Annotated in this window: 17 protein-coding genes; 15 read left to right on the top strand and 2 right to left on the bottom strand. The window is 66.8% G+C overall.

Annotation, left to right across the window (positions count from 1 at the left end):
- Nucleotides 1-49 precede the first annotated feature (49 nt).
- Entirely contained in the window at nt 50-514 is a 465-nt protein-coding gene (locus AC1DGD_RS09195) for a succinate dehydrogenase hydrophobic membrane anchor subunit (protein ID WP_476849118.1), read from the bottom strand.
- 3 nt (nt 515-517) lie between these two features.
- A complete protein-coding gene (gene sdhC / locus AC1DGD_RS09190) occupies nt 518-898 on the bottom strand; it encodes a succinate dehydrogenase, cytochrome b556 subunit (RefSeq protein ID WP_079553238.1) in 381 nt (126 codons plus the stop codon).
- Between the two features lie 267 nt (nt 899-1,165).
- On the opposite strand from sdhC, the gene AC1DGD_RS09185 reads away from it, so the two are divergent.
- The 15 genes from AC1DGD_RS09185 (at nt 1,166) to AC1DGD_RS09115 (ending at nt 17,329) form a co-directional block, all read left to right on the top strand.
- Nucleotides 1,166-2,299: a mannose-1-phosphate guanylyltransferase gene (locus AC1DGD_RS09185; RefSeq protein WP_026537818.1), complete on the top strand. Its 1,134-nt coding sequence runs from the start codon at nt 1,166-1,168 to the stop codon at nt 2,297-2,299.
- A gap of 97 nt (nt 2,300-2,396) precedes the next feature.
- The gene (locus tag AC1DGD_RS09180; protein ID WP_476849117.1) at nt 2,397-3,596 is read left to right on the top strand and encodes an amidohydrolase; all 1,200 of its coding nucleotides are present in this window, start codon (nt 2,397-2,399) and stop codon (nt 3,594-3,596) included.
- A 275-nt stretch (nt 3,597-3,871) separates the two neighbouring features.
- Nucleotides 3,872-4,336 carry a MarR family winged helix-turn-helix transcriptional regulator gene (locus AC1DGD_RS09175; protein ID WP_476856598.1) on the top strand — a complete coding sequence of 155 codons (465 nt, stop codon included), beginning with the start codon at nt 3,872-3,874 and terminating at the stop codon, nt 4,334-4,336.
- 166 nt (nt 4,337-4,502) lie between these two features.
- Entirely contained in the window at nt 4,503-4,934 is a 432-nt protein-coding gene (locus AC1DGD_RS09170) for an organic hydroperoxide resistance protein (RefSeq protein ID WP_028277343.1), read from the top strand.
- Nucleotides 4,931-5,962, top strand: a complete 1,032-nt coding sequence (locus tag AC1DGD_RS09165; RefSeq protein ID WP_476856597.1) for an NADP-dependent oxidoreductase — start codon at nt 4,931-4,933, stop codon at nt 5,960-5,962. Before AC1DGD_RS09170 ends, AC1DGD_RS09165 begins: the two co-directional genes overlap by 4 nt.
- 309 nt (nt 5,963-6,271) lie before the next feature.
- A complete protein-coding gene (locus tag AC1DGD_RS09160; RefSeq protein WP_476856596.1) occupies nt 6,272-7,378 on the top strand; it encodes a BMP family lipoprotein in 1,107 nt (368 codons plus the stop codon).
- A 163-nt stretch (nt 7,379-7,541) separates the two neighbouring features.
- A complete protein-coding gene (locus tag AC1DGD_RS09155) occupies nt 7,542-9,233 on the top strand; it encodes an ABC transporter ATP-binding protein (protein ID WP_476856595.1) in 1,692 nt (563 codons plus the stop codon).
- Complete coding sequence (locus AC1DGD_RS09150; RefSeq protein WP_476849112.1) at nt 9,226-10,626, top strand: ABC transporter permease; 1,401 nt, start codon at nt 9,226-9,228, stop codon at nt 10,624-10,626. The genes AC1DGD_RS09155 and AC1DGD_RS09150 overlap by 8 nt, the downstream gene beginning before the upstream one ends.
- Nucleotides 10,623-11,939: an ABC transporter permease gene (locus tag AC1DGD_RS09145; protein ID WP_223914190.1), complete on the top strand. Its 1,317-nt coding sequence runs from the start codon at nt 10,623-10,625 to the stop codon at nt 11,937-11,939. The genes AC1DGD_RS09150 and AC1DGD_RS09145 overlap by 4 nt, the downstream gene beginning before the upstream one ends.
- 2 nt (nt 11,940-11,941) lie before the next feature.
- Nucleotides 11,942-12,346, top strand: a complete 405-nt coding sequence (locus tag AC1DGD_RS09140; protein ID WP_476856594.1) for a cytidine deaminase — start codon at nt 11,942-11,944, stop codon at nt 12,344-12,346.
- Nucleotides 12,343-13,674: a thymidine phosphorylase gene (locus AC1DGD_RS09135; RefSeq protein WP_476856593.1), complete on the top strand. Its 1,332-nt coding sequence runs from the start codon at nt 12,343-12,345 to the stop codon at nt 13,672-13,674. Before AC1DGD_RS09140 ends, AC1DGD_RS09135 begins: the two co-directional genes overlap by 4 nt.
- 178 nt (nt 13,675-13,852) lie before the next feature.
- The gene (locus AC1DGD_RS09130) at nt 13,853-14,488 is read left to right on the top strand and encodes a DedA family protein (RefSeq protein WP_476856592.1); all 636 of its coding nucleotides are present in this window, start codon (nt 13,853-13,855) and stop codon (nt 14,486-14,488) included.
- Nucleotides 14,489-14,644: 156 nt separating this feature from the next.
- Entirely contained in the window at nt 14,645-15,379 is a 735-nt protein-coding gene (locus AC1DGD_RS09125; protein WP_476856591.1) for a DedA family protein, read from the top strand.
- Between the two features lie 32 nt (nt 15,380-15,411).
- Nucleotides 15,412-16,578 carry an adenosine deaminase gene (locus AC1DGD_RS09120; RefSeq protein WP_243180079.1) on the top strand — a complete coding sequence of 389 codons (1,167 nt, stop codon included), beginning with the start codon at nt 15,412-15,414 and terminating at the stop codon, nt 16,576-16,578.
- A gap of 121 nt (nt 16,579-16,699) precedes the next feature.
- Complete coding sequence (locus tag AC1DGD_RS09115; RefSeq protein ID WP_476856645.1) at nt 16,700-17,329, top strand: MazG nucleotide pyrophosphohydrolase domain-containing protein; 630 nt, start codon at nt 16,700-16,702, stop codon at nt 17,327-17,329.
- The last annotated feature ends 186 nt before the right edge of the window (nt 17,330-17,515 follow it).

The following is a 17,515-nucleotide window of genomic DNA, read 5'->3' as shown; positions in this document are numbered from 1 at the left end:
GCTGTCCGCGGCGGTTCCGCCGCTACGGCTGAGTCGTATCGGCTGCGCCCTAAGGCGCGGGGCAGAAACCGCCGGGAAGCTGGACGCCGTTGGCCACGGGGCACGGATTGAACGTGAAGATGACCAGGGTGCCCAGGATGATGATGACCGTGGTGGCCGCATAGAGCACAATCTTCAGCCAAAGGCGCGTTGCGTCCTTCTCGGCGTAGTCATTGATGATCGTGCGGACGCCGTTGGTGCCGTGCAGCATGGCGAGCCACAGCATGGCCAGGTCCCAGAACTGCCAGAACGGGTCGGCCCACTTGCCGGCCACAAAGCCGAAGTCGATCGCGTGGATGCCCTCGCCGACCAGCAGGTTCACCGTCAGGTGGCCGAAGATCAGCACCACCAGCACGACGCCGGAGAGGCGCATGAAGAGCCAGGCGAGCATCTCGAAGTTGCCCTTGGAACCGCCAGTGCGGCGGTACTTGGGCTGGATCTTTCCACTGCGTGGACTCTGAATGGTTGCAGTCATGGCTTAGTGACCTCCAAGGGCGAGGGACAGGTGGCGGATGGAGAAGCCGACCATGACGACGACCCAGAGGCCCAGGACCGTCCAGAGCATCTGACGCTGGTACTTGGCACCCTTCTTCCAGAAGTCGACGGCGATGATCCGCAGGCCGTTGAAGGCGTGGAACACGATCGCCGCGACAAGGCCCGTTTCACCCAGGGCCATGAGGGGGTTCTTGTAGGCACCAATCACTGCGGTGTAGGCCTCGGGGGACACACGCACCAATGAGGTGTCCAGCACGTGGACCAACAAGAAGAAGAAAATCACTACACCGGTAATGCGGTGTCCAACCCAGGACCACATGCCTTCACGGCCGCGGTACAAGGTGCCAGCTGGTTTTGTCGGCACTGAATAAACCTCCCTGCAACACAGCGGCGCTGGCATGGGATCCACGCGGGGGGAACGCCTGCTGCGAGAGCACTCGTAAGCTCAAGCCTAAATCTAGGCTTCGCTCACAGCTTATTCAATTTGGGAACTCCTTGTTGACAGGCCCCGGCGCGGTTTTGCGTTTGTTTTGAGACGAACGCCACATTTGGCCGTGGTCGCAGGCGCCGGCAGGGCCTGATCCCGGCCCAATTCGGACCGAATTGGCCGCCGTCGGCTAAAGTAGCCGTGATGACTACAGACAAAGTGACAAGCCAGGATTCACCGCTGGACCGTTTTATTGCGGTTATTCCGGCGGGCGGGGTGGGGACCCGCCTCTGGCCCCTGTCACGGGCAGCGGCCCCGAAATTCCTTCACGACCTCACCGGTTCGGGCAGTACTCTGCTGCGCGCGACCTATGACCGCCTCCAGCCCGTCGCCGGCAAGCACGTGCTGGTGGTGACCGGCTCCGCCCACAGGGCAGCCGTCTGCCGCCAGCTGCCTGAGGTCCTGGAAGCCGACTTGGTCCTGGAGAGCGAACCCAAGGACTCCGGTGCTGCGATCGGCCTCGCCGCGGCCATCCTGCACGAGCGGGACCCGGACATCATCATGGGCTCGTTCGCCGCGGACCAGGTCATCAGCCCGGACGACCTCTTCCAGGACGCCGTCCGTGAAGCCGTCTACACCGCGGCCGCGGGGAAGATCGTCACCATCGGCATCAAGCCGACCCATCCCTCCACCGGATTCGGCTATATCCGTTCCGGCGCGAACCTCCACATCCCGGACGCGCCCAGTGCGCAGTCCGTGGTGGAGTTCGTGGAGAAGCCCAGCGAGGAAGTGGCCCAGGAGTACGTCGACAGCGGCGAATATGTCTGGAACGCGGGCATGTTCGTGGCCCCGGTCTCGCTGATGCTCAAGCACCTCGAAGCCAACCAGCCCGAGCTCTTCGCCGGACTCCAGGAGATCGCCAAGGCCTGGGACACTCCGGAGCGCGACGCCGTCACTGCCCGGGTGTGGCCCACGCTGCCCAAGATCGCCATTGACTACGCCGTCGCCGAGCCCGCCGCCGCCGCCGGCGACGTCGCCGTGGTGCCCGGAACGTTCCTCTGGGACGACGTCGGGGACTTCGCCTCCGTGGGCCGGCTCAACAGCGCCAAGGAAGTCGACGAGGTCACGGTCCTGGGCGAGGGCGCACGCGTCTTCACCGAGAACGCGAGCGGCGTGGTGGTCTCCGATACCAAGCGGGTGATCGCCCTGATCGGCATCAAGGACGTCGTGATCGTTGACACCCCGGACGCCCTGCTGGTCACCACCAAGGAACACTCGCAGCGGGTCAAGCAGGCCGTGGATGCCATCAAGGCCAAGGGCGACACCGACGTCCTGTAGGCGGAGGGGAGCGGATCACGGCCTGTGCAATGTTCAGCAATCCGTAACGCGCCGTACCCGATGCCGCTATTCTTTGGCCGCTCGATAGAGTTATTCCGTGCGCAACTATTCGACTGAAGCTGAGCCCACGACTCTCGTGGGGCCGTGGCTGGAGCCCCTCCTGCCGGAGCTGATCGCTTTCCGCCGCGACCTCCATGCGCATCCGGAACTTTCGTTCAAGGAGTTCCGCACCACCGATAAGCTGGCGAAACGGCTCGAGGAAGCCGGGCTCAAGCCGCGCCGCCTCGAGGGCACTGGCCTGACGGTCGACGTCGGGCAGGGTCCCATCGCCACCGCACTGCGCGGGGATATCGATGCCCTGCCGATCATCGAGGAAACTGGCCTTGAGTTCGCCTCGAAGAACCACGGCGTGACCCATGCCTGCGGCCACGACGTCCACACTGCCACCATGCTTGGGATCGCGCTGGTCCTGCAGCGCATGCACGAGGCGTCCCCGCTGAGCGGGACCGTCCGGATCATCTTCCAGCCGGCCGAGGAAACCATGCCCGGCGGCGCCACCTCGTGCATCGAACAGGGTGTCCTGGAAGGCGTGCCGCGCATCCTGGCGCTGCACTGCGACCCCCGGATCGAGATCGGCAAGATCGGCACCCGGATCGGGGCGATCACCTCCGCCTCGGACACCATCAAGATTGAACTCTCCGGCCGCGGCGGCCACACCTCGCGCCCGCACCTGACCGAGGAGCTGGTTTTCGCCTTGGCGCAGATCGCGGTCAACGTTCCCGCAGTGCTCTCGCGCCGCGTCGATGTCCGCAGCGGCGTGTCCGTGGTCTGGGGGCAGATTTCCGCGGGCTCGGCCCCGAACGCCATCCCGGGCAGCGGCTACATGGCCGGCACCATGCGCTGCCTGGACCGCGACGCCTGGCACGACGCCGGCGAGCTGCTCGACGACATCATCCGGCAGGTCGCCGAGCCGTACGGCGTCGATGTCCACCTGGAACACACCCGCGGCGTGCCGCCGGTGGTCAACTCCGAGCACGAGACCGCGCTGATCGAGGCCGCGGCCCGCGCCGAAATCGGCGAGGGCGCCGTGGTCCTGACCCCGCAGTCCATGGGCGGGGAAGACTTTGCCTGGTTCCTGGCCGACACCCCCGGCGCCATGATGCGCCTCGGCACGAAGACGCCAGGCGGGGAAGAATACGACCTTCACCGCGGCGACTACATCGTCGATGAGCGGGCGCTGGGCCTGGGCATCCAGGTGCTCACGGCGGCGGCCCTGCGCACCATCCGCGACCTGTAAGCCGTTCCGCCCGGGCTTCTACACCGGGCCCGCCCTGCTGCACCCGGCCAGGACCGCCGCACGGAGTTTCCCCACCTATTCCGGCACGACGCCGGGACACGCCGGCGGTGCGGGCCGACACGCCGTCGGCACCCGTCAAACGTGGGGAAACTCGGCGGCAGCGACGGGGAATCGTGCCGCGGCGGCCCCTTCTACGTCGATGCCGGTTCCTGCTCCGCAATTCAGTTGTGCACAACTGAATTGCACGCAACTAAATTGTGCGGTACGGTGGAGTCATGACCACGTCAGAAGAGGCCCGCACGGACGGCCCGGAAGCGCTCCGCCTGAACCGGCAGGTGTGTTTTGCGATGTACTCTGCCTCACGTGCCGCCACGGCCGCCTACCGGCCCATGCTCGAGGAGCTCGGCCTGACCTACCCGCAGTACCTCGCCATGCTGGTGCTCTGGGAAGCGGAGCCGCGCAGCGTGCGTGAACTGGGGGAGGAGCTGGGCCTGGACTCCGGCACGCTCTCGCCGCTGCTCAAGCGGCTCGAAGCGCTCGGACTCGTCCAGCGCCGCCGCTCCGCCGAGGACGAGCGCCGCGTGGAGATCTTCCTGACCGGCGCCGGCGCCGCCCTGAGCGCCAAGGCCAGCGGCATCCCGCAGCGCCTGGCGGACGCCGCCGGGCTCACCGCCGCGGAACTGGACCAGCTCCGCGACACCCTGGGCCGGCTGACGAACGCGCTCCACGCCTCCCACTAAGCCCTTCCCTTAAGCCCTTCCCCCTCCACCACCCTTCCCAGGCCCCCACGGCCGACGTCGAAATCGCGGGAGGCGTGCCAGCTCGCCGGAAGTTTACGGCGACTCCGCAGGCTTCCGGCGAGTTCCCCGCTGAACCCCTTCTTCCCGCCGACAGAACGGAATCACCATGAAGACCCTTTACACAGCAGAGGCCCTGGCCTCAGGCGAAGGCCGCGACGGCACCGCCATCAGCAAGGACGGCAAGCTGAGCGTCACCCTTGCCAGCCCGGTCGAACTCGGCGGTGACGGCGCGGGCACCAACCCCGAACAGCTCTTTGCCGCCGGTTACGCCGCGTGCTTCCACTCCGCCCTGCGCCTGGTGGGACGCAAGGAGCGCGCCGACCTGACGGACTCCGCCGTCGCCGCCAAGATCCACTTCGGCGCTCTCGAGGACGGTGCCGGCTACGGTCTGGCCGCCGAACTTGAGATCGCCCTGCCCGCCGTGGACCGGGACACGGCCGAGGCCCTCGTGGCCAAGGCCCACCAGATCTGCCCGTACTCCAACGCCACCCGCGGCAACATCACTGTCGACATCACCATCCTGGAGGTAGCCGCATGAGCAACAACACCGAAACTCTCACCCTTCCCGCCACCACCCGCGAGATCCAGCTGGCGTCCCGCCCCCACGGCCGCCCCGTCCCGGCGAACTTCCGCCTCGCCGAGTCGGCGCTGCCCGAACTGCAGGACGGCCAGGTCCTGGTCCGCAACCTGTTCATCTCGGTGGACCCGTACATGCGCGGACGCATGAACGACGTCAAGTCCTACTCCGCGCCGTTTGCGCTGGATACCGCCCTCGACGGCGGCGCCGTCGGCGAAGTGATCGCGTCCCGGGCCGAAGGCCGCGCTGTGGGCGACACGGTGGTGCACGGCCTCGGCTGGCGCGAATACGCCGTCGTCGATGCCGCGGCCACCACGGTGGCGCGCACCGATCTGGCCCCCGCGTCAGCATTCCTCGGCGCCCTCGGCATGACCGGGCTGACCGCCTACGCGGGACTGCTGAAGGTCGCGGAATTCAAGCCCGGCGACGCCGTGTTCGTCTCCGGCGCCGCCGGCGCGGTCGGCTCGCTCGTCGGGCAGATCGCCAAGGCCATGGGCGCGTCCCGGGTGATCGGCAGCGCCGGCTCGCCGGAAAAGGTGGCACGCCTGCTCGAACTCGGCTTCGATGCCGCGTTCAACTACCACGACGGCCCCGTGGCGGAACAGCTCGCCGCGGCCGCGGGTGAGCGCGGGATCGACGTCTACTTCGACAACGTCGGCGGCGAGCACCTCGAAGCCGCGCTGTCCGCCCTCACGGTCGGTGGCCGGGTGGCCATGTGCGGGGCCATCGCCCAGTACAACGCGACCGAACCGACGCCGGCACCGCGGAACCTCATGCTGGCGATCGGCAAACAACTGACGCTCAAGGGCTTCCTGGTGGGCGGCTACTGGCAGCACATGGCCGAGTTCGTCGAGACCATGTCCGGCTGGCTGGCCGACGGAACGGTCCGTTACGACGAGACGGTGGTGGACGGGCTGGAGAACGCCCCGCAGGCCTTCATGGACCTGCTCGACGGCGCCAATACCGGCAAGATGCTCGTGCGGCTGTAGCCGGACACCCGGCAATCGCCGTGCCGCCACATACGCCTCCGGCGCCGGTTCCTGCGGGGACCGGCGCCGGAGGCGTCTGTGGTCGCGGCGGGCACCGGCTACCTCTAGGTAACAAGTTCTCAACAATCTGGGCATTCGCCGGGACGTGTGTTATCGGGACGTGGCGCAGGCCACTACAGTAGCTTGCATAAGTGCGCCTCGGCGCAGTGCTGCGAAATCCATCAGTGACAACAGAGATCAGCGGAACACCGCAGACAGACACTCATTGAACTTCCGTCGTAGCGCCTACTCTTTCTTCCTGGAGGAAAATTGAAGAACTCTCTGCGTGCCACCTTTAAGCGCGGATCAATGGCCGGCGTTGCCACCGCGGGCGCGGCTGCACTCCTGCTGACCGGCTGCGGAGCTGCCCCGGAGGCCAGCACCGCCACCAACACCGCCAGCAACTACACGGGCTGCATCGTGTCCGACTCGGGTGGATTCGATGACCAGTCGTTCAACCAGTCGTCCTACGAGGGACTGCAGAAGGCCAAGAAGGATCTCGGCATCGAGATGAACCAGGCCGAGTCCAAGACCAACAACGACTTCGAACCGAACCTGCGCGCCATGGTCTCCGCCGGCTGCAACCTGACCATCACGGTCGGCTTCCTGCTCGGCGACGCCACCAAGTCCCAGGCCACCGCGAACCCGGACAAGCACTTCGCCATCATCGACTTCGGCTATGACACCCCGGTCGCCAACGTCAAGCCGATCATCTACGACACCGCCCAGGCAGCATTCCTGGCCGGCTACCTCGCAGCCGGCACCACCAAGACCGGGACGGTCGCCACGTTCGGCGGCATCAAGATCCCCACGGTCACCATCTTCATGGACGGTTTCGCCGACGGTGTGAAGTACTACAACGAGAAGAAGGGCAAGGACGTCAAGCTTCTCGGCTGGGACAAGGCCAAGCAGGACGGCTCCTTCACCGGTGACTTCGAAAAGCAGGACAAGGGCAAGCAGTTCACCCAGAACTTCCTGGACCAGGGCGCAGACATCGTCATGCCCGTCGCCGGTCCGGTCGGCAAGGGTGCCGGCGCGGCCCTGCAGGAAGCCAAGGCAGCAGGCAAGGACGTCAAGCTCATCTGGGTTGACTCCGACGGCTACCTCACGGCACCGGATTACAAGGACATCATGCTCTCCTCCGTCATGAAGCAGATGGGCGAGGCCGTCGAGACGGTCGTCAAGCAGGACAAGGACGGCCAGTTCACCAACAAGCCGTACGTTGGCACCCTCGCGAACGACGGCGTCCAGCTTGCCCCGTTCCACGACATGGATTCCCAGGTTTCGGCCGAACTGAAGTCCGACCTGGACCAGATCAAGAAGGACATCGCCGACGGCAAGCTGAAGGTTGAATCCGCAGCCAGCCCGAAAGCCTAACTTCCTCCGCTAAGCGCCACGGCCCGTCCGGTCACCACCGCACGGGCTGTGGCGCTTTTCGTTGCGGCCCTTAGTGCCTCAGATCCCAGGCACTAAGCTGGTGCTGCAGCGCCCCTACGCGTCCGGACCAAGCCGTCCGGACACCTCGAGATTGGTCAGAGTTTTGAAACTTGAACTCAAGGGCATTACCAAACGCTTCGGCTCCCTGGTAGCGAACGATCACATCGATGTGGTTGTTGAACCCGGGCAGATCCACTGTCTGCTCGGTGAGAACGGCGCTGGCAAGTCCACGCTGATGAACGTCCTCTACGGACTGTACGAGCCCACAGAGGGCGAAATCCTAATCGACGACAAACCGGTCACGTTCCGCGGCCCCGGCGACGCCATGGCGGCCGGCATCGGCATGGTGCACCAGCACTTCATGCTGGTCCCCGTCTTCACCGTCGCGGAGAACGTTGCCCTGGGAGCGGAGACCACCAAGACCGGCGGATTCCTGGACCTGGATGACACCCGCCGGAAAATCCGGGAGATCTCGGACCGGTACGGTTTCGACGTCGACCCCGACGCGCTGATCGAAGACCTCCCCGTGGGCGTGCAGCAGCGCGTGGAGATCATCAAGGCACTCGTCCGCGACGCCAAGGTGCTCATCCTCGATGAGCCCACGGCCGTGCTGACCCCGCAGGACACCGATGAACTGCTGGACATCATGCGCCAGCTCAAGAGCCACGGCACCTCGATCGTCTTCATTTCCCACAAGCTGCGTGAGGTGAAGGCCGTTTCGGACACCATCACCGTCATCCGGCGCGGCAAGGTAGTGGGCTCGGCCGATCCCGGCGCCTCGACCACCGAGCTGGCTTCCATGATGGTGGGCCGGGCCGTGAGCCTGACCCTGGACAAGGCTCCCGCGAATCCGCAGGAGACCACCTTCGAGGTCAAGGACCTCACGGTCATCGCCCCCAACGGCCAGCACGTGGTGGACGGGATCAGCTTCGGAATCGCCCGCGGCGAGATCCTCGCCGTCGCCGGCGTCCAGGGCAACGGCCAAACCGAGCTGACCGAAGCCATCCTCGGCCTGCACGAGCGGGTCCACGGCTCGATCACCCTCGACGGCGAAGAACTCGTGGGCCGCAGCGTCAAGGAGGTCCTCAACGCCGGCGTCGGGTTCGTCCCGGAGGACCGCTCCCTCGACGGGCTGATTGGCACGTTCTCCATCGCCGAGAACCTGATCCTGGACCGCTACGACCAGGCGCCGTTCGCCAAGGGCATCAGCATGAGCCCGGCCAAGGTCCTGGAGAACGCCAAGACCCGGATCGAGGAATTCGACGTCCGCACCCCGTCCGGCTCACTGGCAGCCGGCACCCTGTCCGGCGGCAACCAGCAGAAGGTCGTCATGGCCCGGGAGCTCTCCCGGCCGCTGCGGCTCTTCATCGCCTCCCAGCCCACCCGCGGCGTGGACGTGGGCTCCATCGAGTTCCTGCACAAGCGGATCGTCGCGGAGCGGGACCACGGCACGCCCGTCATGATCGTCTCCACCGAACTGGACGAGGTGATTGAACTCGCCGACCGGATCGCCGTGCTGTACAAGGGCCGGCTGGTCGGGATCGTCCCGGCCGGCACCGGTCGTGACGTCCTGGGCCTGATGATGGCCGGCGTTTCCCCGGACGAGGCCCAGACCGACGCAGCAGGCAGGCACTCGGCCCGATCCCTTTCTGAAAACCCGGCCGCGAACGCAGCAGAAAACCCGGCCGGCACCCCGGCCGAAAACCCCGCAACGAAGCCGGCCATGAACCCGGCCCCCGCCGCCCCGTCCGTGCAGGAGCCCGGCTCCGGCGCCGTAGGAGACCCCCATGAGTGAGAACACCGAGCCGCGGTCCGCGGCCGCACCGGACCCGGACCGGCTTCCGGCATCGCAGGCCACCGACGTGGAGCCTGAACCGCTCGAGGACGATGCAGACTTCGTCACCTCGCTGGACACCGCGGGCGGCGCCCACCAGCCATCGGCCGTTCCGGTCTCGACCCAGAGCGGAGCTCTTCCGGGTGCCCCGGAAGAGGAGTCGCTGCTGCGCAAGATCTTCACCGGCAACGGCATCGTGACCATCCTGGCGGTGCTGCTCGCACTGATCCTCGGCGGCCTGCTCATCGCCATGACGGACAAGGTTGTCGGCACCACGGCGGGCTATCTCTTTGCCCGGCCCAGTGACTTCCTCATCGCCGTCTGGTCCGCCGCCACCGATTCGTACGTCGCCCTCTTCCAGGGCGCGGTCTTCAACCCCCGCGGGAACGGCGTGGCCGGACAGTTCGCCCCCCTCATGGAGACGCTGACCATCGCCACCCCGCTGATCACCGCCGGCCTCGGCGTCGCCCTGGCCTTCCGCGCGGGCCTGTTCAACATCGGTGCGCAGGGCCAGATCATCATGGCCGGCATCCTCGCCTCATGGGTCGGCTTCGCGCTGCACCTGCCGCTGGGGATACACCTGCTGCTGGTCCTGGTGGCCGGCGTCATCGGCGGCGCCGTCTGGGGCGGCATCGTCGGCGTGCTCAAAGCCCGGACCGGCGCCCACGAGGTCATCGTGACCATCATGTTCAACTACATCGCACTCTATTTCCTGCGCTACCTGCTCGACACTGACTTGTTCCAGCGTCCGGGGGCGGACACGCCGATATCGCCCATCGTGGACCCCAGCGCCGCGTACCCGCTGATCTTCGGCAGCCAGTACCGGCTGCACCTGGGATTCCTGCTGGCCATCGCGGCCACCGTGTTTGTTTCGTGGCTGCTGAACCGCTCCACGCTCGGTTTCGAATTCCGTGCCGTCGGGGCCAACCCCAAGGCAGCCCTGACCGCCGGCATCAACGTCTCCCGGGCCACCATCCTGGTGATGACCATTGCCGGTGGCCTGGCCGGCCTGGCCGGCGTGGCACAGGTGGCGGGCACCGAAAAGGTCCTGACCGACGGTGTCGCGGCAACCTACGGCTTTGACGCGATCACGGTCGCGCTGCTGGGACGGTCCTCGCCATGGGGCACCTTCGCCGCCGGCCTGCTGTTCGGGGCCTTCCGCGCAGGCGCTGTCCAGATGCAGATCCAGACCGGAACTCCGATCGACATCGTGCTCGTGGTCCAGTCACTCATCGTCCTGTTCATCGCGGCGCCGCCGCTGGTCCGGGCGATCTTCGGACTCAACCCGCGCAAGAAGAAGGCCGCGACCGCCGGCAAAACCAAGCAGGCCGCAACCACCGGAGGTGCCGCATGAGCACAACAGCAACCTCGCCCGTTGAAGGAAAACCCCAGCCGGAGAAGAACCACAGGCCGACGGTGTCCGCCAAGCCCGTGACTTGGAAGTTGCCGGTCACGCTTGCGGTGCTGGCCACCGTAGCGTTCATCTTCTTCGGACTGCTGGGCCCGCAGGCGAACGCCAAGTTCGGCGTTTCATCCAGCGGAGACTTCTTCCAGCTCCCGGCGATCGAAGTACCCGCATTCCTGTCCGGCATGGTGCTCTCCCTGATCCTGCTGGGCCTCGCGGGCTACGCCCTGGTCCTGAAGGCGAGAGCGAACCGGCGGCCCCCGCGCTGGGTGCCGGCCGTGTTCACCGTCGTGTTCGTGGTCGCCTTCCTGATCTGGGTGGTGGGCGGCGCCCGGACCCCCAGTATTTCGCTGGCCGGCCTCATCGCCGGATCCGTGACCCTCGCCGTGCCGATCGTCTTCGGCTCCCTCTCAGGTGTGCTGTGCGAACGCGCCGGCGTCGTCAACATCGCCATCGAAGGCCAGCTCCTGGGCGGTGCCTTCACGGCCGCGCTCGTCGCCAGCCTGACGCACAACCCCTACCTGGGCCTGCTTGCGGCGGCCGTGGCGGGCGCCCTTGTGTCGGTGGTGCTGGCAGTGTTCAGCATCAAGTACGTGGTCAACCAGATCATCGTCGGCGTCGTGCTCAACGTCCTGGTCTCCGGGCTCACCGGCTTCCTGTTCACCACCGTGATGCAGTCCGATCCGGAGAAGTACAACTCGCCCGCCGAGCTGCCCATCATCGATATCCCGGTCCTGTCCAGCATCCCCGTGATCGGGCCCATCCTCTTCAAGCAGTCCGTGGTGGGCTACCTGATGTACGTGGCAGTCATCGTGATCTGGGTCGCACTGTTCAAGACGAAGTGGGGCCTGCGCGTCCGTGCCGTGGGCGAGCACCCGCAGGCGGCCGACACCCTGGGCATCAAGGTCAACGCGACCCGCTTCTGGAACGTCACGCTCGGCGGCGCCGTCGCCGGGATCGGCGGATCGTTCTTCACCCTCGTGGCGATCGACAGCTTCACCAAGGAAATCTCCGGCGGGCGCGGCTTCATTGCCCTCGCCGCCATGATCCTGGGCCGCTGGAACCCGATCGGGGCGTTCTTCGCCGCGCTGCTGTTCGGCTTCGCCGACAACCTGCAGAGCATCGTGACGATCATCGGCACCCCGGTGCCGAGCCAGTTCATGGCCATGCTGCCGTACGTGGTGACCGTGTTTGCCGTGGCCGGGCTCGTCGGCCGCTCCCGGCCGCCGGCCGCTGACGGCATACCGTACATCAAGGGCTGAGAATGGACAGCATCGACGTCGACTGGGCTGCACTCGAAGCCGCGGCAGTGTCCGCCATGAAGAACGCCTATGCGCCGTATTCGAAGTTTCCGGTGGGGGCCGCGGCCCTCACCGGAGACGGGCGGATCGTCAGCGGCTGCAATGTCGAAAACGCCAGCTACGGGCTGACCCTGTGCGCCGAGTGCGCCCTGGTGGGCAACCTGCAGATGACCGGCGGGGGATTGCTGCGCGCCTTCTACTGCGTCGATTCCGGCGGGAATGTCCTCATGCCGTGCGGGCGCTGCCGCCAGCTGCTCTACGAATTCCGGGCTCCGGACATGGAGCTCATGACCACGCAGGGAATCAAGACCATGGACCAGGTCCTTCCCGATGCCTTTGGCCCCCAACACCTGGAGGAACCCCGGTGACACAAACGACACAGAACCCCAACAACAGTGAAGCGTTCGACGCCGTCGACATCATCCGCATCAAGCGGGACAAGGGTGTGCTCAGCCCGGCCCAGATCGACTGGACAATCGACGCGTACACCCGCGGCGCCATCGCCGACGAACAGATGGCCGCCCTGAACATGGCCATCCTGCTCAACGGCATGGACCGGGCCGAGATCTCCCGCTGGACGGCGGCCATGATCGCCTCCGGCGAGCGGATGGACTTCTCCAGCCTGCGGCGGCCCGACGGCGGCGTGAAGGCGACGTCGGACAAGCACTCCACCGGCGGCGTCGGGGACAAGATCACCCTGCCGCTGGCTCCGCTTGTAGCGGTGTTTGGCGTGGCAGTGCCGCAGCTCTCGGGCCGCGGCCTCGGCCACACCGGCGGCACCCTGGACAAGCTCGAGGCCATCCCGGGCTGGCGTGCGGCCCTCAGCAATGAGGAAATGATGGCCCAGCTCCAGGACGTCGGCGCGGTCATTTGCGCGGCCGGCGCCGGGCTGGCCCCGGCGGACAAGAAGCTCTACGCGCTCCGCGATGTCACCGGGACAGTGGAGGCCATCCCGCTGATCGCCTCCTCGATCATGAGCAAGAAGATCGCCGAAGGCACCGGCTCGCTGGTGCTCGACGTCAAGGTGGGCAGCGGCGCGTTCATGAAGGACGAGGCCCGCGCCCGCGAACTGGCCGAAACCATGGTGGCCCTGGGCAAGGACGCCGGCGTCAACACGGTGGCCCTGCTCACCAACATGAACACGCCGCTGGGCCTGACCGCGGGCAACGCGATCGAGGTCGAGGAATCCGTGGAGGTCCTCGCCGGCGGAGGCCCGGACGACGTCGTCGAACTCACCGTCCGGCTCGCGGAGGAAATGCTGGCGTGCGCCGGCATCCGCGACGCCGATCCCCGGGCAGCACTCCGGGACGGCCGGGCCATGGACGTCTGGAACCGGATGATCGAGGCCCAGGGCGGAGACCCGCGCGCCAAGCTCCCGGTCGCCAAGGAATCCGAGGTCATCTACGCCCCGGCCGACGGTGTCCTGGTGGAGCTCGACGCGATGGCCGTCGGCGTCGCTGCCTGGCGGCTCGGTGCCGGGCGCGCCCGCAAGGAGGACCAGGTCCAGGCCGGTGCCGGGGTGCGGATGCACGCCAAGCCCGGCGCCACAGTCAAGGCAGGCGAACCGCTCATGACCCTGCTCACGGACACACCGGAGAAGTTCGAGCGTGCCAAGGAAGCGCTCGAACACGCCGCAGTGATCGCCCCCGAGGGCTCCCGGCCCGCCCAGAAGCTCATCATCGACCGCATCGCCTAAGCCCGTTGCCCTATCCCTTACGGTGCCCAAACCCTGGGGATAACAGCCGTACGGGAGAGGGCAGCGGCGGCCGGAGCCGGCGTTACACTGACTCCACAGCAGTACCCGTCAAGCGCAGGCCCGGCCCCGGCCGAGCCTGCGCTTGGATAGATCTGGCCCCGCCGCGCGTTAGGAAGCTGTGCAGGCAATCAATGACTTCATCCTCGCCGCCGCAGGGCAACCCTGGGTCCTCGTCCTGGTTTTCGCCTGCTGCGTGATCGACGGGTTCTTCCCCCCGATTCCGAGCGAATCGGTGGTGGTGGGCCTGGCTGCAGTCGCCGCCACTGCGGGCGTCCCCAACCCTCTGCTCCTGGTCGCAACGGCTGCCGCAGGGGCCCTGGTGGGCGACAACATGGCTTACCTGATCGGCCGCGGGACCGGAATCCGGCGCTGGGCGTGGCAGCGCGGCCCGCGCATGCAGGCGGCCTTCCGCTGGGCCGGCCGGGAACTGCGGAAACGGCCTGCCTCACTGATCCTTGTGGCGCGCTTCGTCCCGATCGGGCGGGTGGCCGTAAACCTGACCGCCGGCGCCACGCACTACCCGTGGCGCAGATTCGTCAGTCTGACGGTGCTCTCGGCGCTGCTGTGGGCCAGCTACTCGGTGGGGATCGGACTGACTGTTGGTCCGTGGTTTGAGGAAAACCACGTGCTGGGCGCGGCCATTGCCATCGTCTGCGCGATCGTCCTGGGCGTCGTCCTGGACCGTGTGATCAGCAGGGTGCGCGGCCGCGCACCGGAGGAACCGACGCATTCCGTGCCGCCCGCCGAGTCCTAGGCGGATTGGGCCCGCCCATGGGACACTTAGGAGCGATTTGGGTCACGTTTGTTGGCCGCACGTCGTGCAAAGTTTCGTCCATGGTTCTACCCACTGTCATCGCGAGTACGATACGGCTTAGTTGTCCGTTCCCAGTCATCAAGGAGCACCACCTGCATGGAGTTCATTAACGAGGCCGTGCTCCATGCCGCTGGCCAGTGGTGGATCTACCCCCTCCTGCTGGTTTTCTTCTTCGTGGACGGCTTCGCGATGGTGGTCCCCAGCGAGACCCTGATCGTTGCCCTGGCGGCGTACTCCGTGCACAGCGGCCAGCCCAACCTGTGGATCCTGGGCCTCACCGCCCTCGTGGGAGCCATGGCCGGCGACAACATGGCCTACATGCTGGGCCGCAAGATTGGCCTCGAGCGGTTCCGCTGGATGCGCAAACCGAAGGTCCAAAAGGTGTTCGGCTGGGCCCACTACGAACTTGAAAAGCGCGGCGCCGTCCTGATCTTCACCGCCCGGTACATTCCGTGGGGCCGTGTCGCCGTCAACTACGTGGCAGGCACGACGGCGTTTCCGCACCGCCGGTTCTTCTTCCTTGACGGCTTTGCCTGCCTGACGTGGGTGGCCTACTCAATCGGCATCGGCGTCCTGGCCAGTTCCTTCCCGTGGCTGCACCACAACCCGTTGCTCAGCGCGGGCATCGCGGTGGTATTCGCCATTGTGCTCGGTGTCCTCATCGACCATCTCCTGCGCTGGTGGCACAAGCGCCTGGGCCGCCACGACACCAGTCCGGTCCCGTCCGAGACCGAATACGTCAACGAACCCGCCTCCGGTGAGCGTGCTTCCGAGCTGCACGGCACGATGCTGGCCGGTCCGTCCGCTGAGTCCGGAGCGTCCGGAAAGTAGCTTCCGGCGCCCGGCGACCCTATGGTTGGAACGTGACTGAGACTATTCCTGACGCTGCCCCTGACCTCGACTTCGACCTGAAGGGCCTTCCCAAGGTTTCCCTTCACGACCACCTGGACGGCGGACTCCGGCCGGCCACCATCATTGAACTTGCTGAGGCCGTCGGCCACACGCTGCCGTCCACGGACCCCGTTGCACTGGGGGAGTGGTTCCGGGAATCCGCCGACTCCGGCTCCCTGGTCCGCTACCTGGAGACTTTCGACCACACCATCGCCGTGATGCAGACCAAGGAGGGCCTGTTCCGCGTCGCGAAGGAATTCGTCGAAGACCTGGCCGACGACGGCGTCGTGTACGGCGAGGTGCGCTGGGCGCCCGAACAGCACCTGCAGAAGGGCCTGAGCCTGGACGACGTGGTCGAAGCCGTGCAGGCCGGCCTCGAAGCTGGAGTGGACGCCGTGGCAGAGACCGGCCGCGATATCCAGGTGGGCCAGCTCATCACCGCCATGCGCCACGCCGACCGCGGCCAGGAGATCGCCGAACTGGCCGTCCGCCACCGCAACAACGGTGCCGTCGGCTTCGACATCGCCGGCGCCGAGGACGGCTTCCTGCCGTCCCGCTTCAAGGACGCCTTCACCTACCTGGCCCAGCACAACTTCCCGGCCACCGTCCACGCCGGCGAAGCCGCCGGCCTGGAAAGCATCCAGTCGGCCCTCGTCGACGGCCGGGCCCTGCGCCTGGGCCACGGCGTCCGGATCGCCGAGGACGTCACGATCGAATTCGAAGAGGACGAAGAGGCCGCCGACGCCGAAGGCTTCGACGACTCCGTCAACGACACCATCGGCATGGTGACCCTGGGCGAGCTCGCCAGCTGGGTGCGGGACCGTGGCATCGCCCTGGAGATCTGCCCCTCCTCCAACCTGCAGACCGGCGCCATTGCCGGCTTCGGTGAGGGCATCGAAAGCCACCCGCTGGACATGCTCTACCAGCTCGGCTTCAACGTCACCATCAACACCGACAACCGGCTCATGAGCGGCGTGACGCTGACCGACGAGTTCGAACTCCTGGTTGAGACGTTCGACTACGACCTCGATGACCTGCTGGAGCTGACGCTGAACGCGGCCGAGGCCGCCTTCCTGCCGCTCGAGGAGAAGGAAGCCCTGGTCGAATACATCAACGAGGCCTACTCCGATCTTGGCTAACGAGGACACATCACCCGTCCAGGGGCTCGCTGGGCCCACAGCGGCAGGGGTCCCCGGCCGAGCTTGCGAGGTCGGGGAGCTGCTGGGGATGATAGCGGCCCTGCGCGAGCATTGCCCCTGGATGGGTGCCCTCACCCACGAGTCCCTCGTGGAGTACCTCCTGGAGGAGGCCTATGAAGTGGCCGAGACCATCGAGACCGGCGCCGGCGACGCGGAACTGCAGTCTGAACTGGGGGACGTCCTGTTGCAGGTGGTGCTCCACGCCCGGCTCGCCGAGGAACGCGGCGCCTTTGACCTGGGCGATGTCGCCCGGGGCCTGAAGGCCAAGATGATCCGGCGCAACCCGCACGTGTTCCGGCCCGACGGCTCGCTGCAGGATTCCTTCCCGGCAACGGTGGAGGAGATCGTCCTGAAATGGGACGCCGTCAAGAAGGCCGAGAGGCCCGAACGCGGCCACATCTTCGACGGGGTTCCCGCCGCGCTGCCGGCCCTCGCGCGGGCCCAAAAGCTCCTGGACCGCGCCGAACGCGCGGGTATGGCAGCGGCCACCGGCCAAACCGCCGGCCAAACCGCCGGCGAAACCGCCGTCGGAACCGCCGTCGACCTCCCGGCCGCCGAGGAGGAACTCGGCGACCTGCTGTTCGGGATCGTGGCCGCTGCCCGGGCCGGCGGGCTCGACGCCGAACGCGCCCTCCGCGGCGCCCTGCGCCGGTTCCAGGACAGCACCGGCTCCCGGCCATCGGCACAATAGCGCTGGCAGACTAGAGTCGGCACGGTAGCGGCACCATCATGACGTCCGGGGTTTGGATAGGTTTCCGTAACTTATCCCGCTCTCGACTACGCTAGTAGCGACGACGACGTCGGCTTTTCCGCTTGATGTACAGCCAGAGTCCAAGCAGTCAGATTCCCTGCAGATCGCTTCACCCAAAGGAGCATA

The organism is Arthrobacter sp. 05T45 (genome assembly GCF_056395875.1).
Note: the sequence above shows the minus strand (reverse complement) of the source record. Positions and strands in the feature narration are given on the sequence as shown.